Genomic DNA, 22,367 nt, shown 5'->3' on the forward strand with positions numbered 1-22,367 from the left:
CTGCCATTGTCGCCCGGTGCCCGCCCTGGCACGCGCCCCCCACTACAGCCGCTCCCGGATCCGCGCCCGCATCGACGCCATCGTGAACCCGCGCGGATCGACCTTCCCCGGCTGCCACTCCAGATGCCCGATCACCGACCGCTCCGTCCAGCCGTGATGCCGGCAGACCGCCGCCGAGACCCGCTCGATCGCCTCCAGCTGGGCCTGCGGCCAAGGGTCCTTGCCGTCGCCCAGGTTCTCGCACTCGAAGCCGTAGAAGTGCCGGTTGCCGTCGGTGTTGGCCTCGTTGTCGGGCGGCAGGGCCGTCTCCGCGATGACCGCGCGCAGGACGTCGTCGTCGCCGAGCCCGGCGTGGTTGGCGCGGCCGTAGCCGACGAGGTGGACCCTGCCGTCCTTGGTGATCACGCCGAGGCACAGCGGGCCCGGCAGTCCCTCGTAGCCCTTGCGGCACAGCTCCACCGTGTGTGCGCTGCCCTTGGTCACCGTGTGGTGGATCATCACGCCGTGCACCGGGCCCCAGGGCCCCACATGGTTGCGGTTGTGGTGCTCCCAGTCGCCCACCTCGACGACCGTCGCGCCCTCCGCCCTGAGTCTCTCCAGGAATCTGCTCGCGGACATGGGTGTGGCCATGGCCGCCCCCTTCATGCCGTGCGCCGGCCGCCGTCCGCGGCCGCCTCGTACTCGTGCTCTACCGAAAACGGGCAGACGGGACTCCTCGCGCCCCCTCGCCTCGCACGGCGTGCGAGCTGTTTCGGACACTCGCCGGGCCCGGTATGTGTGGACAAGAGCCCTCTATTTGCCCAGGGTTCCGTGATCCATTCCCGCTCTTTCGGGTAATAGCATCGACACGCTCCGTAATGGAAGGCTCGGTCGTGCAGATCGCGATGCGTGGCGCCAGGTCGGCGTCGGCGCACGACCGGGAGGGCAATTCCTTATGTCGGTAGGCGAAGAGGTCCGCACGGAGCAGGGCAAGCCGCAGCAGAGTCTCGGCACCTCGGCCGCGCGGAACCTGGCCACCACGACCAAGTCCGCGCCGCAGATGCAGGAGATCAGCTCCCGCTGGCTGCTGCGCACGCTGCCCTGGGTGAACGTCCAGGGCGGTACGTACCGGGTGAACCGACGTCTGACGTACGCCGTCGGGGACGGCCGTATCACGTTCGTGAAGACCGGGGACCGCGTCGAGGTCATCCCCGGTGAGCTGTGCGAACTGCCGGCGCTGCGGTCGTACGAGGACGAGGAGGTGCTCTCGGAGCTCGCCCGGCGCTGCCAGCAGCGCGAGTTCGAGGCCGGCGCCGTGATCGCCTCCTTCGGCGGCCAGACCGACGAGGTGTTCCTGCTGGCGCACGGCAGGGTGGAGAAGCTCGGCACCGGCCCCTACGGCGAGGACGAGTCCCTCGGCGTCGCCGCCGACGGCGCCTACCTCGGCGACCAGGCGCTCCTCGACTCCGACGCCATCTGGGAGTACACGGTCCGCGCGGTCACCGCCTGCACGGTGCTCGTGCTGCCCCGCCAGGACGTCGAACAGGTCGCGGAGCGCGCCGAGTCGCTGAGCGAGCACCTCCAGCAGCTGCGGGCCATTCCCGCACAGCGCACCAACAAATACGGCGAGAAGGAGGTCGCTCTCGCGGCCGGCCACAGCGGCGAGCCCGACATCCCGCACACCTTCGTCGACTACGAGGCCCGGCCCCGCGAGTACGAACTGAGCATCGCCCAGACGGTGCTGCGCATCCACTCGCGCGTGGCCGACCTCTACAACCAGCCGATGAACCAGACCGAGCAGCAGCTGCGGCTGACCGTCGAGGCCCTGAAGGAGCGCCAGGAGCACGAGCTCGTCAACAACCGCGAGTTCGGGCTGCTCAACAACTGCGAGTACGACCAGCGGCTCCAGCCGCACGACGGCGTGCCCAGCCCCGACGACCTGGACGAGCTGCTCAGCCGCCGGCGCGGCACCAAGCTGCTCCTCGCCCACCCGCGGGCGATCTCCGCTTTCGGGCGTGAGCTGAACAAGCGCGGACTGGTCCCCGAGACCATCGAGGTGGCCGGCAACCGCATCCCCACCTGGCGCGGTGTGCCGATCTACCCCTGCAACAAGATCCCGGTCACCGAGGCCCGTACGACCTCGATCATCGCCATGCGTACGGGCGAGGCCGAGCAGGGTGTGATCGGGCTCCAGCAGGCGGGCATCCCGGACGAGATCGAGCCCAGCCTGTCCTGCCGCTTCATGGGCATCAACGAACAGGCCATCATCAAGTACCTGGTCACGGCCTACTACTCGGCCGCGGTCCTGGTGCCGGACGCCCTCGGTGTGCTGGAGAACGTCGAGATCGGCCGCTGGCGGTGACACTGCCGCGCACTCTCTCCGCCGGTACGCCGTGTCTTGTGCCGTCGCCGTGGGTAGACCCTCCCGGTAGGCGCCCAGCCGTAGCGGAAGGGCCACTGTCCGCCGACTCTCCGAGGCGATGCCATGGGTGAGTTCATGACGGAGACGCAGCAACGCCCCGCCGGGGCGCGGCCGTCCACCGAGACGCTCGAAAGGCGAGGGCCCATCGCGACCGACAGGGACGGCACGCCGGGTCCGCTCGACGGTCCCGAGGCGGCGGGCATCCTGGACGGCGTCCGGGCCGCGGTCGACCCCGAACTGCGGGCTGCCATCGAGTCGTTGCCGCCGTCGCTGCGCCGGATCGGGCTCTACCACTTCGGCTGGCAGCACCCGGACGGCACCCCGGCGGCGGGCAACGCGGGCAAGGCGATCCGTCCTGCCCTGGTCCTCACGGCGGCCGCCGCGCTCGGCGGTCCGGCGGCGCGGGCGGCCTCCGTGGCGGCGGCGGTCGCGGTGGAGCTGGTCCACAACTTCACGCTGCTGCACGACGACGTGATGGACCAGGACACCACCCGACGGCACCGGCCCACCGCATGGACCGTGTTCGGCGAGGCCGACGCCATCCTCGCCGGGGACGCCCTTCAGGCGCTGGCCCTGCGGCTGCTCGCCCAGGACCCGCACCCGGCGTCCGCGGCGGCGGCCGCCCGGCTCGCGGACTGCGTCGTGGAACTGTGCGCCGGGCAGCAGGCGGACACGGCACTGGAGAAGCGGGGCCCGGACGAGGTCGGTCTGGACGAGGTGCTCGCCATGGCCGAGGCCAAGACCGGCGCGCTGCTCGGGTGCGCGTGCGCGCTCGGCGCGCTGTACGCGGGCGCTTCGCAGGAGCATGTGGTGGCGCTGGACGCGTTCGGCCGGGAGGCCGGGCTCGCCTTCCAGCTCATCGACGACGTGATCGGCATATGGGGCGACCCGAGCCGCACCGGCAAGCCCGCCGGCGCGGATCTCGCCGCCCGCAAGAAGTCCCTGCCGGTCGTCGCCGCGCTGACCTCCGGCGGTCCGGCGGCGGCGGAGCTGGCCGCGCTGTACGAGAAGCCGTACGACAGGGACGACGGGGACGACAAGGAGGCCCTGCATCGCATCGCGCTCGGCGTCGAGCGGGCCGGCGGCCGTGACTGGGCGCAGGCCCAGGCCGCCGACCGGATGGCCCGCGCCATGCAGGAGCTGGCTCGCGCGGTGCCCGACCCGGAGGACGCGGGCGGGTTGCTGGCGCTGGCGGAGTTCGTGACGCGACGCAGCAACTGAGCAGGTCGCCCTTCCCGGGGCAGCGAGACTCCGGAGCCACCGGACCGTACGGTTCCTGACCCCGTACGGCCGCTGGGCGGCTCCGGAACGGCGGGTCCCGCACATCCCCACGGTGTGCGGGGCCCGTCCCTGTGGGCCCTCCTGTGCCCTCCCTGTCGGCCCGTACCGGTCCGGACACCGGCCGGATCTCGACAAACAGGCCCCACGGACCGCACATGCGTGCCATTCGCCTTACGATCAGGGCCAGTTGACGGGCCGAGTGGCATGAAGGGGCGGGTACACACCATGGGCGTCGCGATCCGGACGGCGGGCTATGAGGACCGGGAGCTGGTGGTCCGGCTGCTGGACGCGGCCTTCCAGGACGATCCGGTCAGCGGCTGGGTGTTCCCGGGCGCGGAGCACCGCCGTACGGCACACCCCCGGTTGATGGCGGCGTTCACCGACATCGTGCTGGACCAGGGCCGTATCGACGTCACCGAGGACGGCTCGGCGTGCGCGCTGTGGCTGTCCCTGCCGGCCGAGGCGCACGACGAGGACGACGACGAAGGGCCCGCGCGGCTGCGTGAGGCAGTCGACCCGGACAATGAGCGGGTCGAGCGGATCGGCAGGCTGACGGCCGCCATCCACCCGCAGGGCCGGGCCCACGAGTATCTGTGGATGATAGGCACGACACCCGGGCGGCAGGGCGAGGGCCTCGGCAGTGCGCTCATCACCTCGGTCCTCGACCGCTGCGACGAGCAGGGTGTGGCCGCCTACCTGGAGGCGAGCAGCGCCCGCAGCCGGCAGCTGTACGAGCGTCTCGGCTTCACCCTCGAAGGCCGCCCCCTCGACCTCCCGGACGGCCCCCGGATGTGGCCGATGTGGCGCGAGCCGCGCGGCTGAGCCGGGGCCTTCAGCGAACCGGCACGATGGTCGCCACCATGAGCTCCACCAGCCCCTCCGGCACCCCCACCCCGGGCAGGACGCCGTCCAGTACGTCCGGCAGGGTCAGATGCTCCAGGAGCAGTCCGAGCATCGCGAGATAGAGCACCGTGACGACCTCGTCGCCGCCGGGCAGGCCGGCGGCGCGGTGGAACTCGATGCCCTCCTCCAGGTCCCCGCGCACCGACTTGGTGAATGAGGCGCGCAGTTCGGGGCGCCGGCCCGACTCCAGGCGCATCTCCAGCAGGGCCAGATAGCCGGTGCGGTCGCGGGTGGCGCGGGCCATCAGGTCGTGCATGAAGGCGGTGACCAGCGAGCGGTCCCTCGGTCCCGCCAGCAGGTCGGCCATCACCTGCGGGTCCGGGGCCAGCCGCACATGCAGCCGGGCGTCGATCTGGCGGAGCAGGTCGTCGCGCCCGGTGAAGTAGTTGGAGGCGGTGCCGACCGGCACCCCCGCCTCGGCGTCCACCGCGCGGAACGTCAGCCCGCGCGCCCCCTCCCGGGCGAGCACCTCGACGCCCGCGTCGACGAGCGCGGCCCGGCGCTCCGGATTGCCCGCCATACGGAATCCCCTCTCTCACTTTCACCGGTCACGGAAATGCTCCCGTAAATGGCTTGCGACCACTACAAGTGGAGTACTACAACTGAAGCACTACAACCGAAGTGGTTGTTCGACACTCTACGAAAAGAGACCGGCTTGCGAAAGCTCACCTACTTCATCGCCTGCTCGATCGACGGCTTCATCGGCGGTCCGGACGGCGACGCCACGGCGATGGTCTCCTTCGTCGACGAGGAGTTCATGGAGTTCCTCAAGACCGAATACCCGGAGACCATGCCGACCCACGGGCGCCGCGCCCTGGGCTTCGACGACCTGGCCAACCGGCGGTTCGACACGATCATCCAGGGCAGGGCCAGCTATGACCTGGCCCTGAAGGAGGGCGTCACCAGCCCCTACGCCCATATGCGCCAGTACGTCGCCTCGCGCAGCCTCACCGAGTCGCCCGACCCGCAGGTCGAGATCGTCGCGGGCGACCTGGTCGCCAAGGTGCGTGAACTCAAGGCCGAAGAGGGCGAGTTCGGCATCTATCTGTGCGGCGGCGCGCAGGTCGCCGGTGAACTGCTCGACGAGGTCGACGAGCTCGTCATCAAGACCTACCCCATCGTGTACGGCACCGGCATGCCGATGTTCGGCTCGGGCTTCGACGTCACGGAGTTCACGCTCGGCGAGGTCCGCACGTTCGGAAACGGCGCCGTGGTTCGTACGTACAGCAGGAAGCGCTGAGCCCTCACCCGCCCTACTCTGAGGACATGGGCAGCCAAGAGCACGTCTGTCCCGAATGCGGACAGCCCGTCGACACCGTCGTCAAGCGCCACAAGACGCTGGGCGCCTGGGTCCCCACCTGGGTGGGCGGCCCCTGCAAGAACCCGGACTGCGCGGCGTACGCCGACTCCGAGGAAGGCGCCGAGCCCGAGGAGAAGCGCGCGGAGAAGCACGAGGAGACCGACACCCCCGCCGCGAAAAAAACCTGAGAACCATGTCGAGAAGCCCGGCCCGGCTCCGACGTCCCCTGTGAGAGCCGCCCGACAAGGGTGGCCCGAGCCGACGCAAGCGAAGGAGCGGACTGATGAAGTACCTGGTCATGGTGCAGGGCACGCAGGCGGACTACGAGGCGATGCAGGGCCGGGGTTCGGAGAGCTCCGTGGCCTGGAGCCAGGAGGACGTCCAGGCGATGTTCGCCTTCATGCAGGCCCTCAACGACGACCTCGCCGAGACCGGCGAGATGATCGACGGACAGGGGTTGGCCGAGCCCGCGAAGACCCGCCACGTCACCCTGGGCGACGACGGCAAGGCGGTCATCACCGACGGGCCGTACAGCGAGACCAAGGAACTCCTGGCCGGCTACTGGGTCCTGGACTGCGCGAGCCTGGAGCGGGTCACGGAGATCGCCGAGCGCGTGCTCCAGTGCCCCCAGCCCGCCGGAGCCCCCGTGTACCCGGTCGTGATCCGGCCGATCGACAGCGGCACCGGGGACGTCTGAGCCGTATGGAAGGACCCTTCAGCCGTACCGAGGACCTGCTGCGCCGCCATGCGCCGCAGGTCCTCGGCGCGCTGGTGCGCCGGTACGGCCACTTCGACAGCGCCGAGGACGCCGTACAGGAAGCCCTGCTCGCGGCGGCCGAGCAGTGGCCGCGCGCCGGGGTCCCGGACAATCCGCGCGGCTGGCTGATCAGGGTCGGGGCGCGTCGGCTGACCGACGCCCTGCGGGCGGAGGAGGCGCGGCGGGCGCGGGAGGAGAAGGTCGCGGCGCTCGCGCCCCGGGACGCCTTCACGGCTCCGCCGCCGGGTGCGGACCGGGCGCCCCGCGAGGACGACACCCTCACCCTGCTCTTCCTCAGCTGCCATCCGAACCTGACCCCGCCCGCGCAGATCGCCCTCACGCTCCGAGCCGTAGGCGGTCTGACCACGGCCGAGATCGCCCGCGCCTATCTCGTCCCCGAGGCGACGATGGCCCAGCGCATCAGCCGGGCCAAGCAGAAGGTCCGCGGGGTGCGCTTCGGGCGCCCCGACAACTGGGAGGACCGGCTGCCCGCGGTCCTCCAGACGCTGTACCTGATCTTCAACGAGGGCTATACGGCGACCTCCGGCACCAGCCTCCAGCGGCGCGAACTCGCCGGTGAGGCGATCCGGCTGGCGCGCGAGGTCCACCGGCTCCTCCCCGAGCACGGCGAGGTGGCCGGGCTGCTCGCGCTGATGCTGCTCACCGACGCCCGCCGCGACGCGCGCACCGGACCGCACGGCGAGCTGGTCCCACTCGACGAACAGGACCGCGACCGCTGGGACAAGGCCGCCATCGACGAGGGCGTCGCCCTGGTCACCCGGGCTCTGTCGCGCGGCCCCGCCGGCCCGTACCAGCTCCGCGCCGCCATCGCCGCCGTCCATGACGAGGCCCCGTCCGCGCGGGAGACCGACTGGCAGGAGATCCTCGGCCTCTACGACGTCCTCCTGCGTCTCGTCCCCGGGCCCGTCGAGCGCCTCAACCGCGCGGTCGCCGTCGCCATGGTCCAGGGCCCGCGCGCGGGACTGGCCGAACTGGCCGCGCTGGAGGACGAGCTGGGTGCCGGCCACCGGCTGGACGCCGTACGCGGGCATCTCCTGGAGCGGGCCGGCGCCCTCGACGAGGCACGCGCCGCCTACGAGGCCGCGGCCGCCAAGACGCTGAGCCTGCCCGAGCAGCGCTATCTGCACACCAGGGCGGCACGGCTGAAGCCGTAACCTCGCCCCATGCCTCCCGAACACACGTACATCCTCCACCTCACCGAACGCTCCCTGTGGGACGCGGCCCGCGAGCGCGGCACGTACGAGATGTCGACGCGCGGCCGCACCCTCCGGGAGGAGGGCTTCATCCACTGCTCGACCCGCGCCCAGCTCCCGTCCGTGGCCGCCTTCCTGTACGGCTCCTACGACGGCACCGACGAACTGGTGGTGCTGGTCGTGGATCCGGCGCGGCTGGATGTGCCGCTGAAGTACGAGGCGCCGAAGCCCGGGGGCGAGGAGTTCCCGCATGTGTACGGGCCGATTCCGGTGGACGCGGTGGTGGACGTGGAGGCGTGGAGGTGAGCGGTCGGCGCCGCTTATGGCTGTGGGCCGTGGCCGTGTGGGTGATGCTCGTGGCCGTCGCGGGCGGGGCGACGCTGTGGCTGCGGGACTCCGCCGAGCCGCCGGGGCCGTATCGCTGGGAGTACGCCAGCCCCAGGCCCTCGCTGCCCGAGCCGGTGTGCACCGATGCCACGCCCGACGAGAACGGACGGGGAGCCTGCGTCGTCGCGCGGCTGCCCTAGGACGCGGGCAGTCCGCCGGTCTCCGGGTCGCGTCCCGTCAGGCAGTACGTCCCGCCCGCCGGATCCCGCATCACCGTCCAGTGGGCCCCCTGGGCGACGAGGACCGCGCCCAGCTCCTCGTGCCGGGCGCGGGTCGCCGGGATGTCGGCGCAGGCCAGGTCCAGGTGGGCAGTGACGGGCCGCTCCTCGCCGACGCGCTGGAGCAGGACGCGCACCGGCAGCCCGTCCGGCGGCCGCAGCACATGGAACTCGGGGAGGGAGCCCGGCGCCGACTGCCAGCCCGCCAACAGCCCGCTCCAGAAGGCGACCTCGGTGTCGTACGCGGACGGCGGTACGTCCACGCACACCTGGTCCAGCCGGCTGCCCCGCACCACGGGCGGCCGCACCGACTCCCCGTGCCAGGGCACCGCACAGAACAACTGCCCGGCGGGGGAGCGCAGTACGGCCCACCCCTCGTGCCCGGCGGCCAGGCCCGCACCGCGCTCCAGTGCCGCCTTCACGAATTCGTCCACGTCGTCCACGGCGAAGTCGAGATGCGCCCCGCCGGGGCCCGAGCCGACGCCCTGCGCCTTCACACAGGCGTCCGCCCCGCCGCGCGGCAGCAGGGTCACGAACTCGCCCTGCTCGCCCCGGAATTCGGACAGCCCGGTGTCGGTCACCGCGGTCCAGAAGGCATGGGCCCTGGCGAAGGAGTCGACGGGGCGGTCGATGAAGGCGTAGGTCCAGCGGATGCTCATGGGGTGATCGTAGAACCGCCGGAACGGGCCCGGCCGTAGCCGCCGTACGACGGGCCGAACGGCCCCCACGCTGGCTTTGCAGGACCCTTACCAACCGCGCGCCGGCTCCTGGGACGTGCTTTGCCATCAGTTCGCCCCGCATTGGTCCGCGCTTGTTTGCATTGGGGAATGGACCACATCACGTTCCTGGTGGCGGTCGTCATCGTGACGGCCCTCGCCTTCGACTTCACCAACGGATTCCACGACACGGCGAACGCGATGGCGACCTCCATCGCCACGGGGGCCCTCAAACCGAGGACGGCCGTGCTCATCAGCGGCGTCCTGAACGTCGTCGGCGCCTTCCTGTCCACCGAGGTCGCCAAGACGATCTCCGGCGGCATCGTGGACGACGCACTCGTCACACCGGGCATGATCTTCGCGGGGCTCGTGGGGGCGATCCTGTGGAATCTGCTCACCTGGCTGGTGGGGCTGCCGTCCAGTTCGTCGCACGCGCTGTTCGGCGGGCTCATCGGGGCCGTCTGGGTCGGTGCGGGGGAGCACGGCGTGCACTTCGACAAGGTTGTCGAGAAGGTGCTCATCCCGGCGGTGGCCTCGCCGATCGTCGCGGGAGTCGCGGCGCTGCTGGCCACCTACCTGGCCTACAAGCTCACCGCCCGCGCCCGCAGCCGGTCCGTCACCAAGGGCTTCCGGGTCGGGCAGATCGCCTCGGCCTCGCTGGTCTCCCTCGCCCATGGCACCAATGACGCGCAGAAGACGATGGGCGTCATCACCCTGACCCTGATCTCGGCCGGCGCCCTCGGCCATGACGCGGGCCCGCCCCCGTGGGTGATCGCCTCCGCCGGTCTCGCCATCGGCCTCGGCACCTACCTCGGCGGCTGGCGCATCATCCGCACCATGGGCAGGGGCCTCACCGAGATCCAGTCCCCGCAGGGATTCGCCGCCGAGACGGCCTCCACCACGGTGATCCTCACGTCGGCCCACCTGGGCTTCGCCCTGTCCACCACCCAGGTCGCCTCCGGCAGCATCCTCGGCGCCGGACTCGGCCGCCGGCTCGCCGAGGTCCGCTGGGGCGTGGCCGGACGCATGGTCATGGCCTGGCTGATCACCCTGCCCGCCGCCGCGCTGGTCGGCGGTGTCTCGGCGAGCGTGGTCAAGCACGGCGGCAACCTCGGCACGGCCGTGGTGGCCCTGGTCGGTGCCGCCGTCGCCGCCGGCATCGTCTTCGTCTCGCGCCGCAACCCGGTGTCCGCGCACAACGTCAACGACACCCACGAGGTCACGGTCCGCGACACGGAGCCGAAGACGCCGGTCGGCACGGCCGCCTGAGACAACGTCATCTGAGACAAGGGGAGTTCCCACACATGAGCCTCGACTGGACCGCTCTCGGCCAGGTCGCCGCGGTGAGCCTCGCCGTCACCGTGGCCGTGGTCGCCGTCTTCGCCCTCGGCGTGCTGGGCCTGGCCCGCCACGAAGGGGCGCGCGAGGAGGGCGGCGGCACCTCCACCATCGGCCTCGCCCAGGCCGGGCTGTGCTTCGTGGCCTGCGCGGCGGTGGTGGCGTACGGGATCTATCTGATCGTGCCGCAGTTCCACTGATCGTGCCCTGAGGCGGAGGAGGCCCGCTCAGGTCCCCTCCGCCGGCCCGACCCGCTCGTACACCGTCACCCGCCGCCCCCGCACCCGCACATCCGTCACGACCCTGAAGTGCTCCTCCAGTACGGCCGTCTTGGCCCTGTCCCGCTGCGCCGTCACCGCCCGCGCCACCTCGGGCACATCGGTGACCAGCAGTATCCGCCGCTGCGCCAGCATCGCGGCCCGTATCCGCTCCGGGGCGGTCTCCTCGCCCTTCAACGTCCCCGACGCCACGGGGCTCTTCGCCAGCGCTATGTCCCGCAGCCCCGCGAAGTCACCGGGGGAGACCAGCGCGGTGTCACGCCGGGCCGCCGGGACGAAGACCACCGCGTCCCCGGCCTCCTTCAGCCGCCGTACGTCCGCCGCGACGGCCAGGACATCGTCCACCCGGCTCTGGGGGGAACGCTTGGCCAGCGACTGCGGCAACAGCGCCACGACCGCCACGCCGACCATGACGGGGACCAGCCATGTCGACGCCCGCGGGAAGCGGGGTCCGGCCACCCGCACCGCCGTTCCCAGCGCGGTGCCGATGAGCAGGGCGAGGCCCAGCAGGCCGAACAGGACGTAGCGGTCCAGGAACAGCGGCCGTACGAGGGAGAGCCCGAGCAGGCCGAGCTGCGGCACCGCGAGCAGCGGCAGCCCCACGGCGGCGACCGACAGCCGTCCCGCGCGCGGACGGTCGAGCAGGGCGCAGAGGCCGCCGATCGCCAGCAGCACCGTGGGCCCGATCAGCATGTGCCAGGTCAACGGCGGTATCCAGGAGACCTGTTCGGACTGGCTCCGGCTGAACAGGATCAACGGCAGTACGGCGGCCACGGCGGCCGTCGCGGCCACGGCCCAGCGCATCCCGGTCCGCCGTCCGGCCCGGGTCCACAACAGGGTCGCCAGATGCGCGGGCAGGATCAGCAGCGACAGCCAGTTCAGCAGCCCGCACACCGCGACCGTGCCGGCGTAGGCGATCCAGTGCGCGCGCCCTTCCAAGGCGGTCACCAGCAGCAGCGTCGAGAGACCGGCCCCGGCCGCGATCAGCGCGTACGGCCGCCCCTCCTGGAGATGGAACTGCACCGCCGGAAGCAGCCCGAGCGTCAGCCCCGCCGCCAGGCCCGCCCAGCGTCCGGCCAGCCGACGGCCGATCTCGGTGACACAGACCGCCGCCACCGCCATGGTCAGCACGGAGGGCAGCCGCAGGGTGGTCGTGCCGGGACCGAAGCACTCGAAGACGGCGTGCATCAGCAGGTAGTAGAGGCCGTGTACGGCGTCGACCTGGCCCAGCATGTGCCAGATCTCCCCGGTGGAGCGCTCCGCGACCTGCCAGGTCGCGGCCTCGTCCCGCCACACACTGTGCTGCCGGGACAGGCCCCACAGACCGAGGGCGACGGTCCAGAGGAAGGGGACGAGGAGCAGGAGTGCCGTTCTCGGGCAACGCGAATTCGGCCGTATCGGGGCTGAGTTCACGCGGGGGCTCTCCGGGGATCGACGGGTTCGGCCTTCCGTTCGCGGCAGGGGCCGGCCGCCGGGGGCATGACAAAAATACGGGGCGGCGACGATCCATGGCCACCTCGCAGCGCGTGAAGACAATCACCGAGAATTCACGGAACCGTAAGGTCCGGAAATCCCGTCCGCACACGCCGAAGGGGCCCGACCGGAGAACCGGTCGGACCCCTTCAGGAGGCCGAAGAGCCTTGAGTGAAGCCAAAGGGCCTTGAGTCAGGCCTTCTTGGTCTCCTAGTAATGGGGCGGGTCGGTGACCTGCAGGGATCTTTCCTGCGGGTTGCTGACCTGGTCTTTTGGCGATTGGTGGCGATGGGGTGCGACGGTCGTTAGCGGGTGTCCTGCGGACTGTGTGCGGACTGCTTGGCCTGCGCGAGCAGGACCCCCGCTGGGGCGGGCGTCCCCTGGAGCACGGTGTCAGCCGGGGCGCCATCCGCACCGCCGTCGCCGACCTCGTGAGCAGGCGCACCGCGGCCGGGCGGGCCTTGCGCTGTGCCGGGACCGCAGAAGTCCCCAGGGTGCCGTCCAAGGGCCGGCAGTCATCACGCCGGCGTGAGACAGGGCTCCGGCGTTGAGTGCCTTGGTGAGGCAGCCGGATCGCCTGGGAGATGGCGGCCTTGGCCATCTTTGGTGCGTCGAATACGGCGATGAGGTCCCGATAGTCGCGCCAGTGCGTCATCTTGCGGTCCCTGACGGTCACGACGGAGACGAAGCGGTTGTCGTAGGGCCGTCCCGTCACCGCCGACGTGCCGTGGACTTCGTACTCCGGGCTCGACCGCATCCTCGGGTTCTCCACCGTGAGCGGCGAGCAGCGCCCGCATCTTCAGTTCGGTGACGCTGTCAGCGAGGACCCGCAGAGCACCGCGCAGAATCCTCGGCCTGATCGCTCAGGCCGAGGCCGCGTCGACTGATACCAAGCTGCGCACCCTGCATCCGGATTGGGGCGACGCCCGCGTAACGAGGTCGTGCGCATCCACGCAGAGACCGACGCAGCCGTACCCGACCCCACCTAACGCCCCGTTCCTAAACACCAACTCCGAGGGCATGATGAGCCGTTGTGAAAGAATTGGTGATCGCGCTCGTGGCAGCGGTGTTCGGGTTGGCCGGAACCGTGATGGGTGCCGTCATCGCAGCACGCTCAACCAGAATCGGCGCCGAAAAGAACGCTGAGAGCGTGAGGCGACAGGTACAGGACCAAGGTGCCGTTGAGCATGGCCATTGGCTGAGGCAACAACGGCTCAGTACATATGAGGGCTTCCTCGAAGCGTGGGACGACTGCTTGCGCATCACACAAGCGTCTGGAGACGGGCACGAGCCCGACTCAACGGGCCTCGATGATCTGAGAGGGGCCGCAGGCCGTATGGCGGAACGCGCACGGCGCATAGCCCTCTTGGGGCCGGAGGAAGTTACACACGCGGCTGAGGAACTGACCGCGACGATGCAGGAAGACGTAGAGGTCTCCACCCGGTTCATCGAAGCAGCCCAAGCCGCGACAGCGGCGGTCGACGGCCGCCCGGTTGCCCTCGACGCCATGACCGAGGCAACAGAGGAATACAGGCAGCGCACGGGGCAACTTGCTGAGCTCATACAGGCCGCACGTGATCAGGGACGAGATCTACGAGACCTCGATGGTCACCCCCTGTTGCGCGAAGTAATGCTGAGCATGGAGCAGTACGGGCAAGCTTCCGCAGAGGCGCAGGGAGCACTGTTGGAGAATTTCGAGCGGCTGTCCGCAACCATGGACGAGGCATCCACAATGGTTGATGTACTCAAGCGCAACAAGGAAGCACGGGAACTCAGCCGGGAACGCTTCACGAGCGCGGTACGAAAGGCGCTAGGCACCCCGCCTCTGCCCGAGTAGCGATTTTGAACGGGGGTGAGCGGTGCCCGTCTCCCCCGAACTGACCGAAGATCTCACCGCGCGGGTGGTCAGCTCCATGAAGTCGACGCCGAGTACCTAGGCCAGACTGTCGATGACGTCCAGGCCCGGGGCGTTGACTTGCGACTCCCAGCGGGAGACAGCGGCGACGCTTCGGCCGACCTTCTCGCCGAGGTCGGTCTGACTGAGCCCACGCTCACGCCGAATCTGGCGCAGCGCGCCCTACGCTCCCGATATGGCACTGGAACCCTGGGAAGCCACCCTCATAGCCGCGTCCGTCGGCGCTGTGGCTTCAACATCCGCCGTACTCCTCACGCACCTGCTGACCCGCGCCCGCGACCGTCGGCACAAGAGGTGGGATCGCCGTATGGACACATACGTCGAGTTGCTGAAGTCGCGTCGGGCCATGGGGTCCGCCCGTCGAGACTTCCTCGCCAAACGAACCACACCGTCCCAAGTCTTCGACGCAGGGGAGGAACTCAAGGATCTCGGCCCACTCCGAGCGCAGCTCTCGATGTTCGGCTCAACCGCCGTCCAGGCGCTGGATGACCTGGCACTGGTCGGGTTCACACAATGGATGAAGGCCGTCAGCGAGTGGCGTGACTTCGACAGCATGGCTCGCGCTGACCCCGAGTCAGCTCGGAGAGCCGAAGAGAAGTTGGAGCAGATCAAGACGCTGAGCGAAAACGCCGACCTGATCGAGAAGCGTATGACCGAGGCGATCCTTGCCGAGGCAGATTTCAAGGTGCCGTTCGAGTTGGAGCGGTGGCGGAGACCCTTCCGGAGGGACGCCGTCAAGCGCTGAGGCTCAACGCGGGTTCAAGGCACATCGGGCCGCGTTGATGACGGTGTGGGCGTCCGGCCGTAGCGGCCCGGGGGTACCCCACGGAGAGCCTCGCCCCAGGTGACCCGTCAACGCGGTCCGGCTCCGGTACAGTTGCTTGTGCCGCGAGCGGAGTGCCCGACACCTCCGTGAAGTTGAGTAGCTGGCCGTCCTTAGTTGATGGACCAGCTCGGACTGAATCGCAGGTCGTAAAATTGGGCCGCAGAAACGTCCGCGATCCCGAGCAAGCTTCCTCGGGACGTCATGCCAAGAACAAGGCGCACAGAGGCGCAGAGTAAGAGGGTGAAGGCTTCCTAAGTAAGCCTTGGTAAGGCACCGAGAGCCAGACGTCGGCACGGCCTCAGCAAGACCACACGTACATCACGTGGTGGTCGGCTGAGGGCTGAGTGCCGGAGGTTCGACCACCAGAAAGGTAGTCGAACCGTTGAACCTCTCTCTCGGTGTCAGGGCGCTGATCGTCGTCATCTGCGTCCTGATCTCCGCCATCGTCGGCATCCTGGCGGGCCTGCTTAAACACACCCCCGCGACTCCGAAGGCACCGGCCATCCTCTACGGCGGGGGCGTGTTCGGGGGGTCTCTGACCCTGTGCCTGCTCGTGATGTCTGCGCTCGGCGTGCTGTGAACCTGCGGAAGCCCCGGAGACCACGGTGGCCTCCGGGGCTCCGACGCATCAACCGGCGGGGACGAAGCGGAACAGCCGAGGCACACCCGGGCCGACGTACACGCCGTGCGGACTGGCGGTGGTCTCGACCCAGAACGTCTCCGGGTGGTCCTTCAGGAACTCCTCAAGCTCCTGCGACTGACGGTCATCCGTATCGCCATCCTTCGGCGGCCAGAACTCTCGCTTGCCGTCGAGCCGCAGGACGCGCTGCCACCGGTCCCCGATCCAGACCTCAATGTGTAAGAGCTGCATGGCAAACAGACTGCCTCAACCGGAGCCGTGGGGTAACACACTCTTGAAGCCCAAGGTCGAGCCGGCCTTCTAGGGTCGGCGACGAACGTGCCCAAGCCCAGCTCGGTACGCACCTCACCCGTGTCGCGCAGGTGCGCCAACGCCTTCTGGGCGGTGCTGGCCGCGATGCCGAACTCTGCACTCAGCTCGACGATGCCCCTCACCCGGCTGACCGGCGGATAGGTCTCGTCGCCGATGCGCTTGCTGATGACCTCGGCCACCTGGCGCCAGATCGGACGGGAACGGTCAAGATCGGCACTCACTCCTCGACCGTACGATCACGCAGTGTGCCGCGCTATCGCAGTCTCGTAGCGATACCGCGATACCTACTGGTCAGGACGACGAGGGGGCCACATGGCCGGGTTAAGTATTCGGGTGTACACGTACGATGCCCCCACCAGGGAGACGCGCGAGGCGGGCGCGCGCGAGTGGTCGGTCGACTCCATGCCGAACCTGCCGTTACTCGGCGACCGGTGACCCCTCTGCCAGTGCTACGCCTGCCAGGGCAACGGCACCCCCGACAGACGCTGACCTGACCTCCCATCAGCCCCACCCCAACTCGACCGGGGTGGGGCTTCGTTGCGTCTTCACCCATTGCTGACTGATCTGAGCTAAACTGATAAGCGTTCAGGGGTCGCAACGGCCTCTGATTCCCATCTGGATGTTCGGCGCAAGGCCGACTCCAGAAGACGCGCCCGTTGAGCTTGTGAGCCCGCACATGGGCTGGATGCACGCCAAGCCGTGAAACGGGGGCCGACGTCTACCCCCAGCAATTCGCAATGCCGGGCTGACACTTGTTCAGCCCACCCCGAGAACACCTTTGCGCCTGGTGCATCCGCGCAGGTGTCTCGGTCCGAACCGTAGGGTTCGGATCGAGGCTGCCTGCGCACCCGATCCGACCCATGACAGGGAAGGTAAGGATCGGTGGACGGCACCGCCATCATCATCATTCTCGCCATCGCTGGCGTGGCTTCCGTGCTGCTCTTCGCTCTGAAGGGTCTGTTGGACCAGGTCCCGGACGTGATCGACTCCGCCGGACGCGCACGCGACTCGTGGCGGCAGTTCCGCAGGCCCGAGGTGCCGCCCCCGGCGGACGACGAGGAGCCGCCCATGGCCGCGTAGGCCCGTCGGGGGTCTCCGTCGCTCTCCCTGGACATAGAGTCGCCCCGCCAGTACTCGCGCCCGGCGGGGCGTCCGTGGGCTCAGGCGGCGATGGCCACCCGGAACCGGATCGGAGCCAGAGCGGCACCCCTGGAAAGAGGTGTGGGCGTTCCTATCACCAGCCGTCGAGGGAGACTTCCGGACCACCCGCGAGGTAGCCGTGGAGGGCACTGGCGGTGGTGTCCACGAACTCCGCGGGGATGGCGTCTGCATCGACCCAGCAGACCTGGGAGTGTTTGCGTGGTTCGCGGTTTTCGGGTTCGCCGGTCCATTCGTGGGCGGTGAAGACGACGGTGAGGAAGCCGTTGGGGGCTTCGACGCCCCAGGCGCCGTGGATGATGTGGGCGACCTTCAGGGCTTCCGGCTTCACGGCCAGACCGGTTTCCTCGTAGAGCTCCCGCACTGCCGTCTCTGTGATGGGCTCGCCGGGTTCGCTCTTGCCGACAGGGAGATCCCACATGCCCTGGGCGAACTTCGCGTTCTGGCTGCGTTGGAGGAGGACGACGCGGTTGGTGGCCTTGTCGTGGACGATGACGGCGGCGACCAGCAGGGTCATGGATTCGAGGGCGGGCGGCAGGGCTTTGGGCTGGTCGTCGGTTGTCCGCTGAGCCACGGCTTGTGTCCCTTCATCGGCCGGATGGTGGCAGCTTAGGCCAGTGCTTCGCGTGCGCGGCGGGCGAGTTCGGCGGCTCCGGGCACTTTGCGGCGCTGGTAGATGGAGAGGGTGGAGCGGAGCGAGGTGATGGCCTTGCGGGTGCGGTCGGAGGTCATGCCCTCCATCAGGGTCAGGGACTGTGACCAGGCGGCGACCGCCTCGTCGGCTCGAGCCTGGGCGGCGAGGCTGTCGCCGAGGTCGGCGTAGGTGAGGGCGTGGACGCGCTTGTACTTCTCGGGGTCCCAGCGCACGAGGGCGTCGCGGTGTTGTTGTTCGGTGCCGACGTGGTCGGCGAGGTCGGTCAGGGTGCGGGCGGTGTGGCTGGCGACGGTGCCGGCGGCCGGGCCGCTGACGCGGGAGTAGCTGGGCTGAGGGCCGTCCTCGCGCAGGAGGGCGTCTTCGGCGGCGAGCAGGGCGCGGGCTGCTGCTGGCTTCGCGCCGACCGCAGCGTATGCGCGGGCGTGGGTGATGTGCAGTAGCGCCTCGGTCTGGCCGTCGACGTGGCCCAGGCCGCGGGTGAGGGCTCCTTCGACGAGGTCGACGCAGTGGTGGGGCTGCTTGAGGCTCAGTGCCTGGTGGGCGAGGGCGCGCATCATCCAGGAGGCGTGACCGCGCGGGTCGGCTTCGCAGGCGAGTTGGTAGCCGACCTGGTAGTAGCGCTGTGCGGCGCCTTCCTGGCCGAGGTCGTGGTGCTTCCACCCTGCGAGGTAGGCGAGTTCGGCGACGGCGCCGAAGGCCGCTTGCCGTAGGGCTTCGTTCGGGAAGCGTCCGCGGAGCATGGGGGCGGCGGTGTCGGCGAGATAAGCGGTGACGGTAGTCAGGCCATGGCCGCCGCCGAGGCGTTCGTCAGCCGCACTGAAGGCTGCGGTGATCTGCCGTACGACCTCCACGTCCTCGATCCCGACCAGCGAGCTGCCGGTGCGGGCCCGCAACATGCGGGCGGTGGCCTCGTGGTCGTAGAAGAGCGGCATGGCCACGCCAGCCGTGGTGAAGGCGGCCACGGCAAGGAAACGGCGGCGTTCGACGTCGGCTCGTCCCAGATCGGTGGCGGCCAGAACAGGATCGGGCTCCTCCGACATCGCCGTTTCGGGTGCTCGCAGGCCGATCTCGGCAGGGGTGACGGTGCGGCCTGCTCGGCGGGACAGCGCCTCTGCGAGGTACTGGCCGGTCCGTCCGGCCGGCTGGCGTGTGCCATTCGCCCAGTGGGAGACGGCCGACTTGTTGGTCTGGAGGATCTCGCCGTTCTCGGCCGCGATACGCCGGATGTCCTTCGCCAGAGCCTCGTAGGTGCAGCCGATCGTCTCGATGACGTCACGCAGGCGGGAGTTGGGACCTCTCGGCGCTGCTGCCACGATCGCCTCCGCTCAGGAGCTGTAAACCGCGTATACCGATTCAACTGCCTCTCACCGTACCCACTGTGCGTGACGGAGGGTTCACTAAACATCAGCCGCCCGGCCCCGGACCGACACCGGAACCAGGCTCCCCCTTCGGCCGGGCGGCCCCCGAAGTTCCGTACGCCTACACCGGGTTCGGGCATTCCTGTGCCCGAACCCGGCCGATCAGAGACGGAGACACGGTGACCACCATCGACACTGCGGCCATCACGGTCGTATTGCCTGAGGCGTTCGACGAGCGCTGGAGCCGCCTGCCCGGCATCCAGGTCGACGGCCGGCGCATCACCATCGACCCGGCCGAGTACTTCTTCCGCTTCGAGTCCAGCTCCTGGCTCGTCGCCGACTGGGAGCTGGTCAAGTCCCAGCTCCTGGACGTGGAGGAGACCACCGAGAGCACAGTCGAGCAGCTCGCGCTGGACTTCATCAAGGCCCACGCCGAGTCCACCTCGGACGCCGCCCGCGTGCTGTCCACCGCCTACGCGGTGTACGCGTACCTGTTCCGCGACGAGCACCTCGTCGGCCTCGGCCTGCCGCAGATCACGGCCGAGCACCTGCGGATGCTGCGCGAGGCGGCCACGCTGATGGCGCTGAACAAGGTGGAGCTGGACGGGCACATCTCCAACGTCGGCCCGTGCTGGTTCTTCCCGGCCGCCACCTCCGTCGTCTTCGACCTCAGCGACGAGATGGGCGGCATGCTCGACGAGGTCTACCACGGCGGCTGGTTCAACGAGCACCGCCGCATCGAGTCCATCAAGGCCCACGCCGCCCTTGGTGGCCGACTTGTGCACGGCTGCCAGTCCGTGCCGGACCAGACCGGTGGCGTCGTCGCGCCCTACGGTGCCTCGATGGCCGCCTTCCGTGACGACCTCGCGGCCTTCAAGGCCGGATGGATCGAGCAGGTCTACGCCCACCGCGTGAGCCCAGCCGCGTAACACCGCACACCAGGCTCCGGGGCGGGACGGCACCTCTCGCCCGCCCCGGACGCCCTCTACCTCCTTGGAGCCCCCACGTGACCGCGAACCCCAGCGCCGAACTTCTCGACAACCTGCTCACCATGGCCAGCCGTACCACCGCCGTGCGCGAGGAGGTGCGCGTGTGGTCCATGTCCGGGGTCGAGCGCCTGATTTTCCCCGACTCCACCACCGCGATCTTCAAGTACGCGAAGCGGCCCTTCGACGGCGAGGATCAAGCTCTCCGTCTGGCGCGCACACTCGGCGTTCCCGTCCCGCAGGTCCACGCCTCCGCCGTCCTGGACGGCTGGCTCGGCATGCTCATGGAGGATCTCGACCCTGCCGTCCGCGACGCCGACGACCTCGACGGCACCGCCGCGGCCGTGGTCCTGCACGGCACCCGCACAGCTCCCGCCCTGCCCGTGCTCGACCAGGCCCGGCTCCGCACGCTGCCGGACAGGGCCCTGGAGCACCTCGCCCGGCTTCGCAAGGCCGAGCGGTGGCAGGAGGCGGACGACATCGAGGACGCGCTCGACCGAATCGCCCAGGCCGCCGAGACCCGCTCGGCCGGTGCCACGGTGGCTCCGTTCGGCTGGGTGCACTCCGAGTTCCACCCCACCAGCCTCCACATCGGCCGGCACGGCTGGCGGCTGTTGGACTTCGCCCGCGCCTTCACCGGCCCCGGCCTGCTCGACCTCGCCAGCTGGCACGGCACCCTCGACACCCCCGACCCCGTACGCCTCCGTGTCTTCCTGGAGCAGTACGTCACCGCCGGCGGAACCCCCGACGCCCTCACCCGGCGCGGCGGGCTCACTGCCGAGAACTGGGCCCTGGGCTGGCATCGCATGTGGGCCGTCGAGTGGTTCATGGAGCAGTCGATCCGTTGGATCAACGACCCGGCCACCGACCCCGCCTACATCAAGGCCGTACGCCGCCACCTCACCGACGTTCTCCACTTCCTGGGGGTCTAGGTGCTCGCCCACGCTTCCCCCTGGTACGTCCACGCCCTACAACGCACCACGGCAAACCCTGCCGAGCCACTCTCGGTCCCCGCGCGGATGGAGTGGACCACGCGGCCGGGCACCGGGCCCGGCGCCGAGATTCTCGGCCCGGACCTGCGGCGCAAGCGGCTGCTGGAACTCGGCTGCGGCCCCGGCCACAACGCCGCCCACCTCGCCACCCGCTACGGTGCCCAGGTCACCGGCGTCGACCTCGTCGGCCTGCAGGTCCGTCGAGCCCGCTCGCACTACGGCCGGTTGAACAGCCTCACCTTCGTGGCGGGCCACGCTCTGTACTACCTGCAAGCCTCAGACGAGCAATTCGACGCGGTTTACTCCGTCTTCGGCGCCATCGGGCTCGTCGCCCCCGAACTCCTACTCCCGGCCATCGCCCAGCACCTCAAGCCCGGCCGCACTCTCGCCTTCTCCGTTCCTCACCCGCAACGCGGCGGCCTCCGCCCGGCCACCGACGACCGGCCGCGCCGCGACTACGTCACCCTCCCCGACCGCACCCGACTGCCCCTCGCCCGCTGGGACTTCGACGCCGACCGCTGGGAGAAACACCTCGACCGCGCTGGCCTCTGGCTGACCTCGGCCAAGGAGTTCCACGACGCCCGCCACGGAGGCTGTTGGCCCACCACCCTGCTGATCACCGCGCGCAAACTCTGACCCTCACCCCGGCTCCCCTGGGAGAATCCGATGCGCCCGCCCTACCTGCTCCTCGACATCGACGGCGTCCTCATACCTTTCCCCGACGCGGAGGGCTCGACCCCAGCCACCCACGCCCGCCACGACGTCGTCCCGACTGGCCGCAGCGCCGACGCCCCGGTCACCATCTGGCTCAACCCTGCCCATGGCCCCATGCTTATGGAAGTGATCCGTACCGGCATGGTCACGCCAGTCTGGTGCACCAGTTGGCGCCAGGACGCCGCCACTCTGATCGGACCGCTCCTCGGTCTCCCACCCCTGCCGCATGTCGATCTCCCGCGCCCCAAGATCACAACAAGCCACCCCAATGGCTACCTGTGGAAACGCGACTACGTCGACGCGTGGCTGGCTGACGCCCCCGCTGTGTGGATTGACGACGACTTCACTGACCTCGACCACTCCTGGGCCGCGGAGCGCACCGCCCGTGGCGCGGTGACCCTGCTGGTACAGCCTGATCCCCGTGACGGGCTGCAGGCTGAACACCTGGCCGAAGCCCGAGCGTGGTCCGAGCGGCTGCTCGCCGTGCGGACTGGTGCACCCGCTGCTCCAGGCGGAACCGAAGCAGCCTGACGCGGAGCCGTGGC

General features: G+C 69.8%; 28 protein-coding genes. 20 read left to right on the forward strand and 8 right to left on the reverse strand.

Annotation, left to right across the window (positions count from 1 at the left end; genetic code table 11):
• Window positions 1-42 precede the first annotated feature (42 nt).
• Window positions 43-630, reverse strand: coding sequence for an N-acetylmuramoyl-L-alanine amidase (locus IE325_RS10640; protein WP_190069542.1), 588 nt, complete (start codon window positions 628-630; stop codon window positions 43-45).
• A gap of 304 nt (window positions 631-934) precedes the next feature.
• Here IE325_RS10640 and IE325_RS10645 point away from each other — a divergent pair, with 304 nt between their 5' ends.
• The 3 genes from IE325_RS10645 to IE325_RS10655 all read left to right on the forward strand — a co-directional run bounded on the left by IE325_RS10645 (window position 935) and on the right by IE325_RS10655 (window position 4,504).
• On the forward strand, window positions 935-2,341 hold the full coding sequence (locus tag IE325_RS10645) for a family 2B encapsulin nanocompartment shell protein (protein ID WP_190069543.1): 1,407 nt from the start codon (window positions 935-937) through the stop codon (window positions 2,339-2,341).
• 123 nt (window positions 2,342-2,464) lie between these two features.
• Window positions 2,465-3,622: a family 2 encapsulin nanocompartment cargo protein polyprenyl transferase gene (locus tag IE325_RS10650; protein WP_190069544.1), complete on the forward strand. Its 1,158-nt coding sequence runs from the start codon at window positions 2,465-2,467 to the stop codon at window positions 3,620-3,622.
• Between the two features lie 285 nt (window positions 3,623-3,907).
• Complete coding sequence (locus IE325_RS10655; protein ID WP_190069545.1) at window positions 3,908-4,504, forward strand: GNAT family N-acetyltransferase; 597 nt, start codon at window positions 3,908-3,910, stop codon at window positions 4,502-4,504.
• Window positions 4,505-4,514: 10 nt separating this feature from the next.
• Here the strand turns inward: IE325_RS10655 and IE325_RS10660 are convergent, their stop codons facing one another.
• Window positions 4,515-5,105 carry a TetR/AcrR family transcriptional regulator gene (locus IE325_RS10660; RefSeq protein WP_190069546.1) on the reverse strand — a complete coding sequence of 197 codons (591 nt, stop codon included), beginning with the start codon at window positions 5,103-5,105 and terminating at the stop codon, window positions 4,515-4,517.
• Window positions 5,106-5,240: 135 nt separating this feature from the next.
• On the opposite strand from IE325_RS10660, the gene IE325_RS10665 reads away from it, so the two are divergent.
• From IE325_RS10665 to IE325_RS10690, 6 genes are all read left to right on the forward strand, one after another.
• On the forward strand, window positions 5,241-5,825 hold the full coding sequence (locus IE325_RS10665; RefSeq protein WP_190069547.1) for a dihydrofolate reductase family protein: 585 nt from the start codon (window positions 5,241-5,243) through the stop codon (window positions 5,823-5,825).
• A 26-nt stretch (window positions 5,826-5,851) separates the two neighbouring features.
• A complete protein-coding gene (locus IE325_RS10670) occupies window positions 5,852-6,073 on the forward strand; it encodes a hypothetical protein (RefSeq protein ID WP_190069548.1) in 222 nt (73 codons plus the stop codon).
• Between the two features lie 95 nt (window positions 6,074-6,168).
• On the forward strand, window positions 6,169-6,582 hold the full coding sequence (locus IE325_RS10675) for a YciI family protein (RefSeq protein WP_190069549.1): 414 nt from the start codon (window positions 6,169-6,171) through the stop codon (window positions 6,580-6,582).
• Window positions 6,583-6,587: 5 nt separating this feature from the next.
• Window positions 6,588-7,817: an RNA polymerase sigma factor gene (locus tag IE325_RS10680; RefSeq protein WP_190069550.1), complete on the forward strand. Its 1,230-nt coding sequence runs from the start codon at window positions 6,588-6,590 to the stop codon at window positions 7,815-7,817.
• A 9-nt stretch (window positions 7,818-7,826) separates the two neighbouring features.
• Window positions 7,827-8,162: a DUF952 domain-containing protein gene (locus tag IE325_RS10685; protein ID WP_190069551.1), complete on the forward strand. Its 336-nt coding sequence runs from the start codon at window positions 7,827-7,829 to the stop codon at window positions 8,160-8,162.
• Window positions 8,159-8,383, forward strand: coding sequence for a hypothetical protein (locus IE325_RS10690; protein WP_229911744.1), 225 nt, complete (start codon window positions 8,159-8,161; stop codon window positions 8,381-8,383). The genes IE325_RS10685 and IE325_RS10690 overlap by 4 nt, the downstream gene beginning before the upstream one ends.
• Here IE325_RS10690 and IE325_RS10695 read toward each other — a convergent pair.
• The gene (locus tag IE325_RS10695; protein WP_190069552.1) at window positions 8,380-9,120 is read right to left on the reverse strand and encodes a VOC family protein; all 741 of its coding nucleotides are present in this window, start codon (window positions 9,118-9,120) and stop codon (window positions 8,380-8,382) included. The two genes, IE325_RS10690 and IE325_RS10695, sit on opposite strands and share 4 nt — an antisense overlap.
• 168 nt (window positions 9,121-9,288) lie before the next feature.
• On the opposite strand from IE325_RS10695, the gene IE325_RS10700 reads away from it, so the two are divergent.
• Together IE325_RS10700 and IE325_RS10705 are read left to right on the forward strand one after the other, a co-directional pair.
• The gene (locus IE325_RS10700; protein ID WP_190069553.1) at window positions 9,289-10,446 is read left to right on the forward strand and encodes an inorganic phosphate transporter; all 1,158 of its coding nucleotides are present in this window, start codon (window positions 9,289-9,291) and stop codon (window positions 10,444-10,446) included.
• 35 nt (window positions 10,447-10,481) lie between these two features.
• Window positions 10,482-10,715 carry a hypothetical protein gene (locus IE325_RS10705; RefSeq protein ID WP_190069554.1) on the forward strand — a complete coding sequence of 78 codons (234 nt, stop codon included), beginning with the start codon at window positions 10,482-10,484 and terminating at the stop codon, window positions 10,713-10,715.
• Window positions 10,716-10,742: 27 nt separating this feature from the next.
• Here the strand turns inward: IE325_RS10705 and IE325_RS10710 are convergent, their stop codons facing one another.
• Window positions 10,743-12,206: a glycosyltransferase family 39 protein gene (locus tag IE325_RS10710; RefSeq protein WP_229911745.1), complete on the reverse strand. Its 1,464-nt coding sequence runs from the start codon at window positions 12,204-12,206 to the stop codon at window positions 10,743-10,745.
• A gap of 1,093 nt (window positions 12,207-13,299) precedes the next feature.
• Here IE325_RS10710 and IE325_RS10715 point away from each other — a divergent pair.
• Complete coding sequence (locus IE325_RS10715) at window positions 13,300-14,103, forward strand: hypothetical protein (protein WP_190069555.1); 804 nt, start codon at window positions 13,300-13,302, stop codon at window positions 14,101-14,103.
• A 96-nt stretch (window positions 14,104-14,199) separates the two neighbouring features.
• On the opposite strand, the gene IE325_RS47005 is transcribed toward IE325_RS10715, so the two are convergent.
• On the reverse strand, window positions 14,200-14,337 hold the full coding sequence (locus IE325_RS47005; RefSeq protein ID WP_190069806.1) for a helix-turn-helix domain-containing protein: 138 nt from the start codon (window positions 14,335-14,337) through the stop codon (window positions 14,200-14,202).
• A 19-nt stretch (window positions 14,338-14,356) separates the two neighbouring features.
• On the opposite strand from IE325_RS47005, the gene IE325_RS10725 reads away from it, so the two are divergent.
• Together IE325_RS10725 and IE325_RS10730 are read left to right on the forward strand one after the other, a co-directional pair.
• Window positions 14,357-14,926, forward strand: coding sequence for a hypothetical protein (locus IE325_RS10725; RefSeq protein ID WP_190069556.1), 570 nt, complete (start codon window positions 14,357-14,359; stop codon window positions 14,924-14,926).
• A gap of 463 nt (window positions 14,927-15,389) precedes the next feature.
• Entirely contained in the window at window positions 15,390-15,587 is a 198-nt protein-coding gene (locus IE325_RS10730; protein WP_190069557.1) for a hypothetical protein, read from the forward strand.
• A gap of 48 nt (window positions 15,588-15,635) precedes the next feature.
• Here the strand turns inward: IE325_RS10730 and IE325_RS10735 are convergent, their stop codons facing one another.
• Window positions 15,636-15,878 carry a hypothetical protein gene (locus IE325_RS10735; RefSeq protein WP_166663417.1) on the reverse strand — a complete coding sequence of 81 codons (243 nt, stop codon included), beginning with the start codon at window positions 15,876-15,878 and terminating at the stop codon, window positions 15,636-15,638.
• An 87-nt stretch (window positions 15,879-15,965) separates the two neighbouring features.
• Here IE325_RS10735 and IE325_RS46835 point away from each other — a divergent pair, with 87 nt between their 5' ends.
• Both IE325_RS46835 and IE325_RS10745 read left to right on the forward strand, forming a co-directional pair.
• The gene (locus IE325_RS46835) at window positions 15,966-16,100 is read left to right on the forward strand and encodes a hypothetical protein (RefSeq protein ID WP_308437648.1); all 135 of its coding nucleotides are present in this window, start codon (window positions 15,966-15,968) and stop codon (window positions 16,098-16,100) included.
• Between the two features lie 741 nt (window positions 16,101-16,841).
• On the forward strand, window positions 16,842-17,039 hold the full coding sequence (locus IE325_RS10745) for a hypothetical protein (protein WP_102908989.1): 198 nt from the start codon (window positions 16,842-16,844) through the stop codon (window positions 17,037-17,039).
• Between the two features lie 154 nt (window positions 17,040-17,193).
• On the opposite strand, the gene IE325_RS10750 is transcribed toward IE325_RS10745, so the two are convergent.
• On the reverse strand, window positions 17,194-17,691 hold the full coding sequence (locus tag IE325_RS10750) for an NUDIX domain-containing protein (RefSeq protein WP_190069558.1): 498 nt from the start codon (window positions 17,689-17,691) through the stop codon (window positions 17,194-17,196).
• A gap of 35 nt (window positions 17,692-17,726) precedes the next feature.
• Entirely contained in the window at window positions 17,727-19,085 is a 1,359-nt protein-coding gene (locus tag IE325_RS10755; protein WP_190069559.1) for an NsdA family TPR-like regulatory protein, read from the reverse strand.
• Between the two features lie 224 nt (window positions 19,086-19,309).
• Between IE325_RS10755 and IE325_RS10760 the strand changes: the two genes are divergently transcribed.
• The 4 genes from IE325_RS10760 (at window position 19,310) to IE325_RS10775 (ending at window position 22,353) form a co-directional block, all read left to right on the forward strand.
• Window positions 19,310-20,059 (forward strand): hypothetical protein, encoded by a 750-nt coding sequence (locus tag IE325_RS10760; protein ID WP_190069560.1) that lies wholly within the window; start codon window positions 19,310-19,312, stop codon window positions 20,057-20,059.
• A 77-nt stretch (window positions 20,060-20,136) separates the two neighbouring features.
• Complete coding sequence (locus IE325_RS10765; RefSeq protein ID WP_190069561.1) at window positions 20,137-21,048, forward strand: phosphotransferase family protein; 912 nt, start codon at window positions 20,137-20,139, stop codon at window positions 21,046-21,048.
• Window positions 21,049-21,744 carry a class I SAM-dependent methyltransferase gene (locus tag IE325_RS10770; RefSeq protein ID WP_190069562.1) on the forward strand — a complete coding sequence of 232 codons (696 nt, stop codon included), beginning with the start codon at window positions 21,049-21,051 and terminating at the stop codon, window positions 21,742-21,744.
• Window positions 21,745-21,774: 30 nt separating this feature from the next.
• Window positions 21,775-22,353, forward strand: coding sequence for an HAD domain-containing protein (locus IE325_RS10775; RefSeq protein WP_190069563.1), 579 nt, complete (start codon window positions 21,775-21,777; stop codon window positions 22,351-22,353).
• Window positions 22,354-22,367 lie beyond the last annotated feature (14 nt).

Origin of the sequence: Streptomyces lanatus (genome assembly GCF_014655715.1) — a bacterium.
Lineage (GTDB): Bacteria > Actinomycetota > Actinomycetes > Streptomycetales > Streptomycetaceae > Streptomyces > Streptomyces lanatus.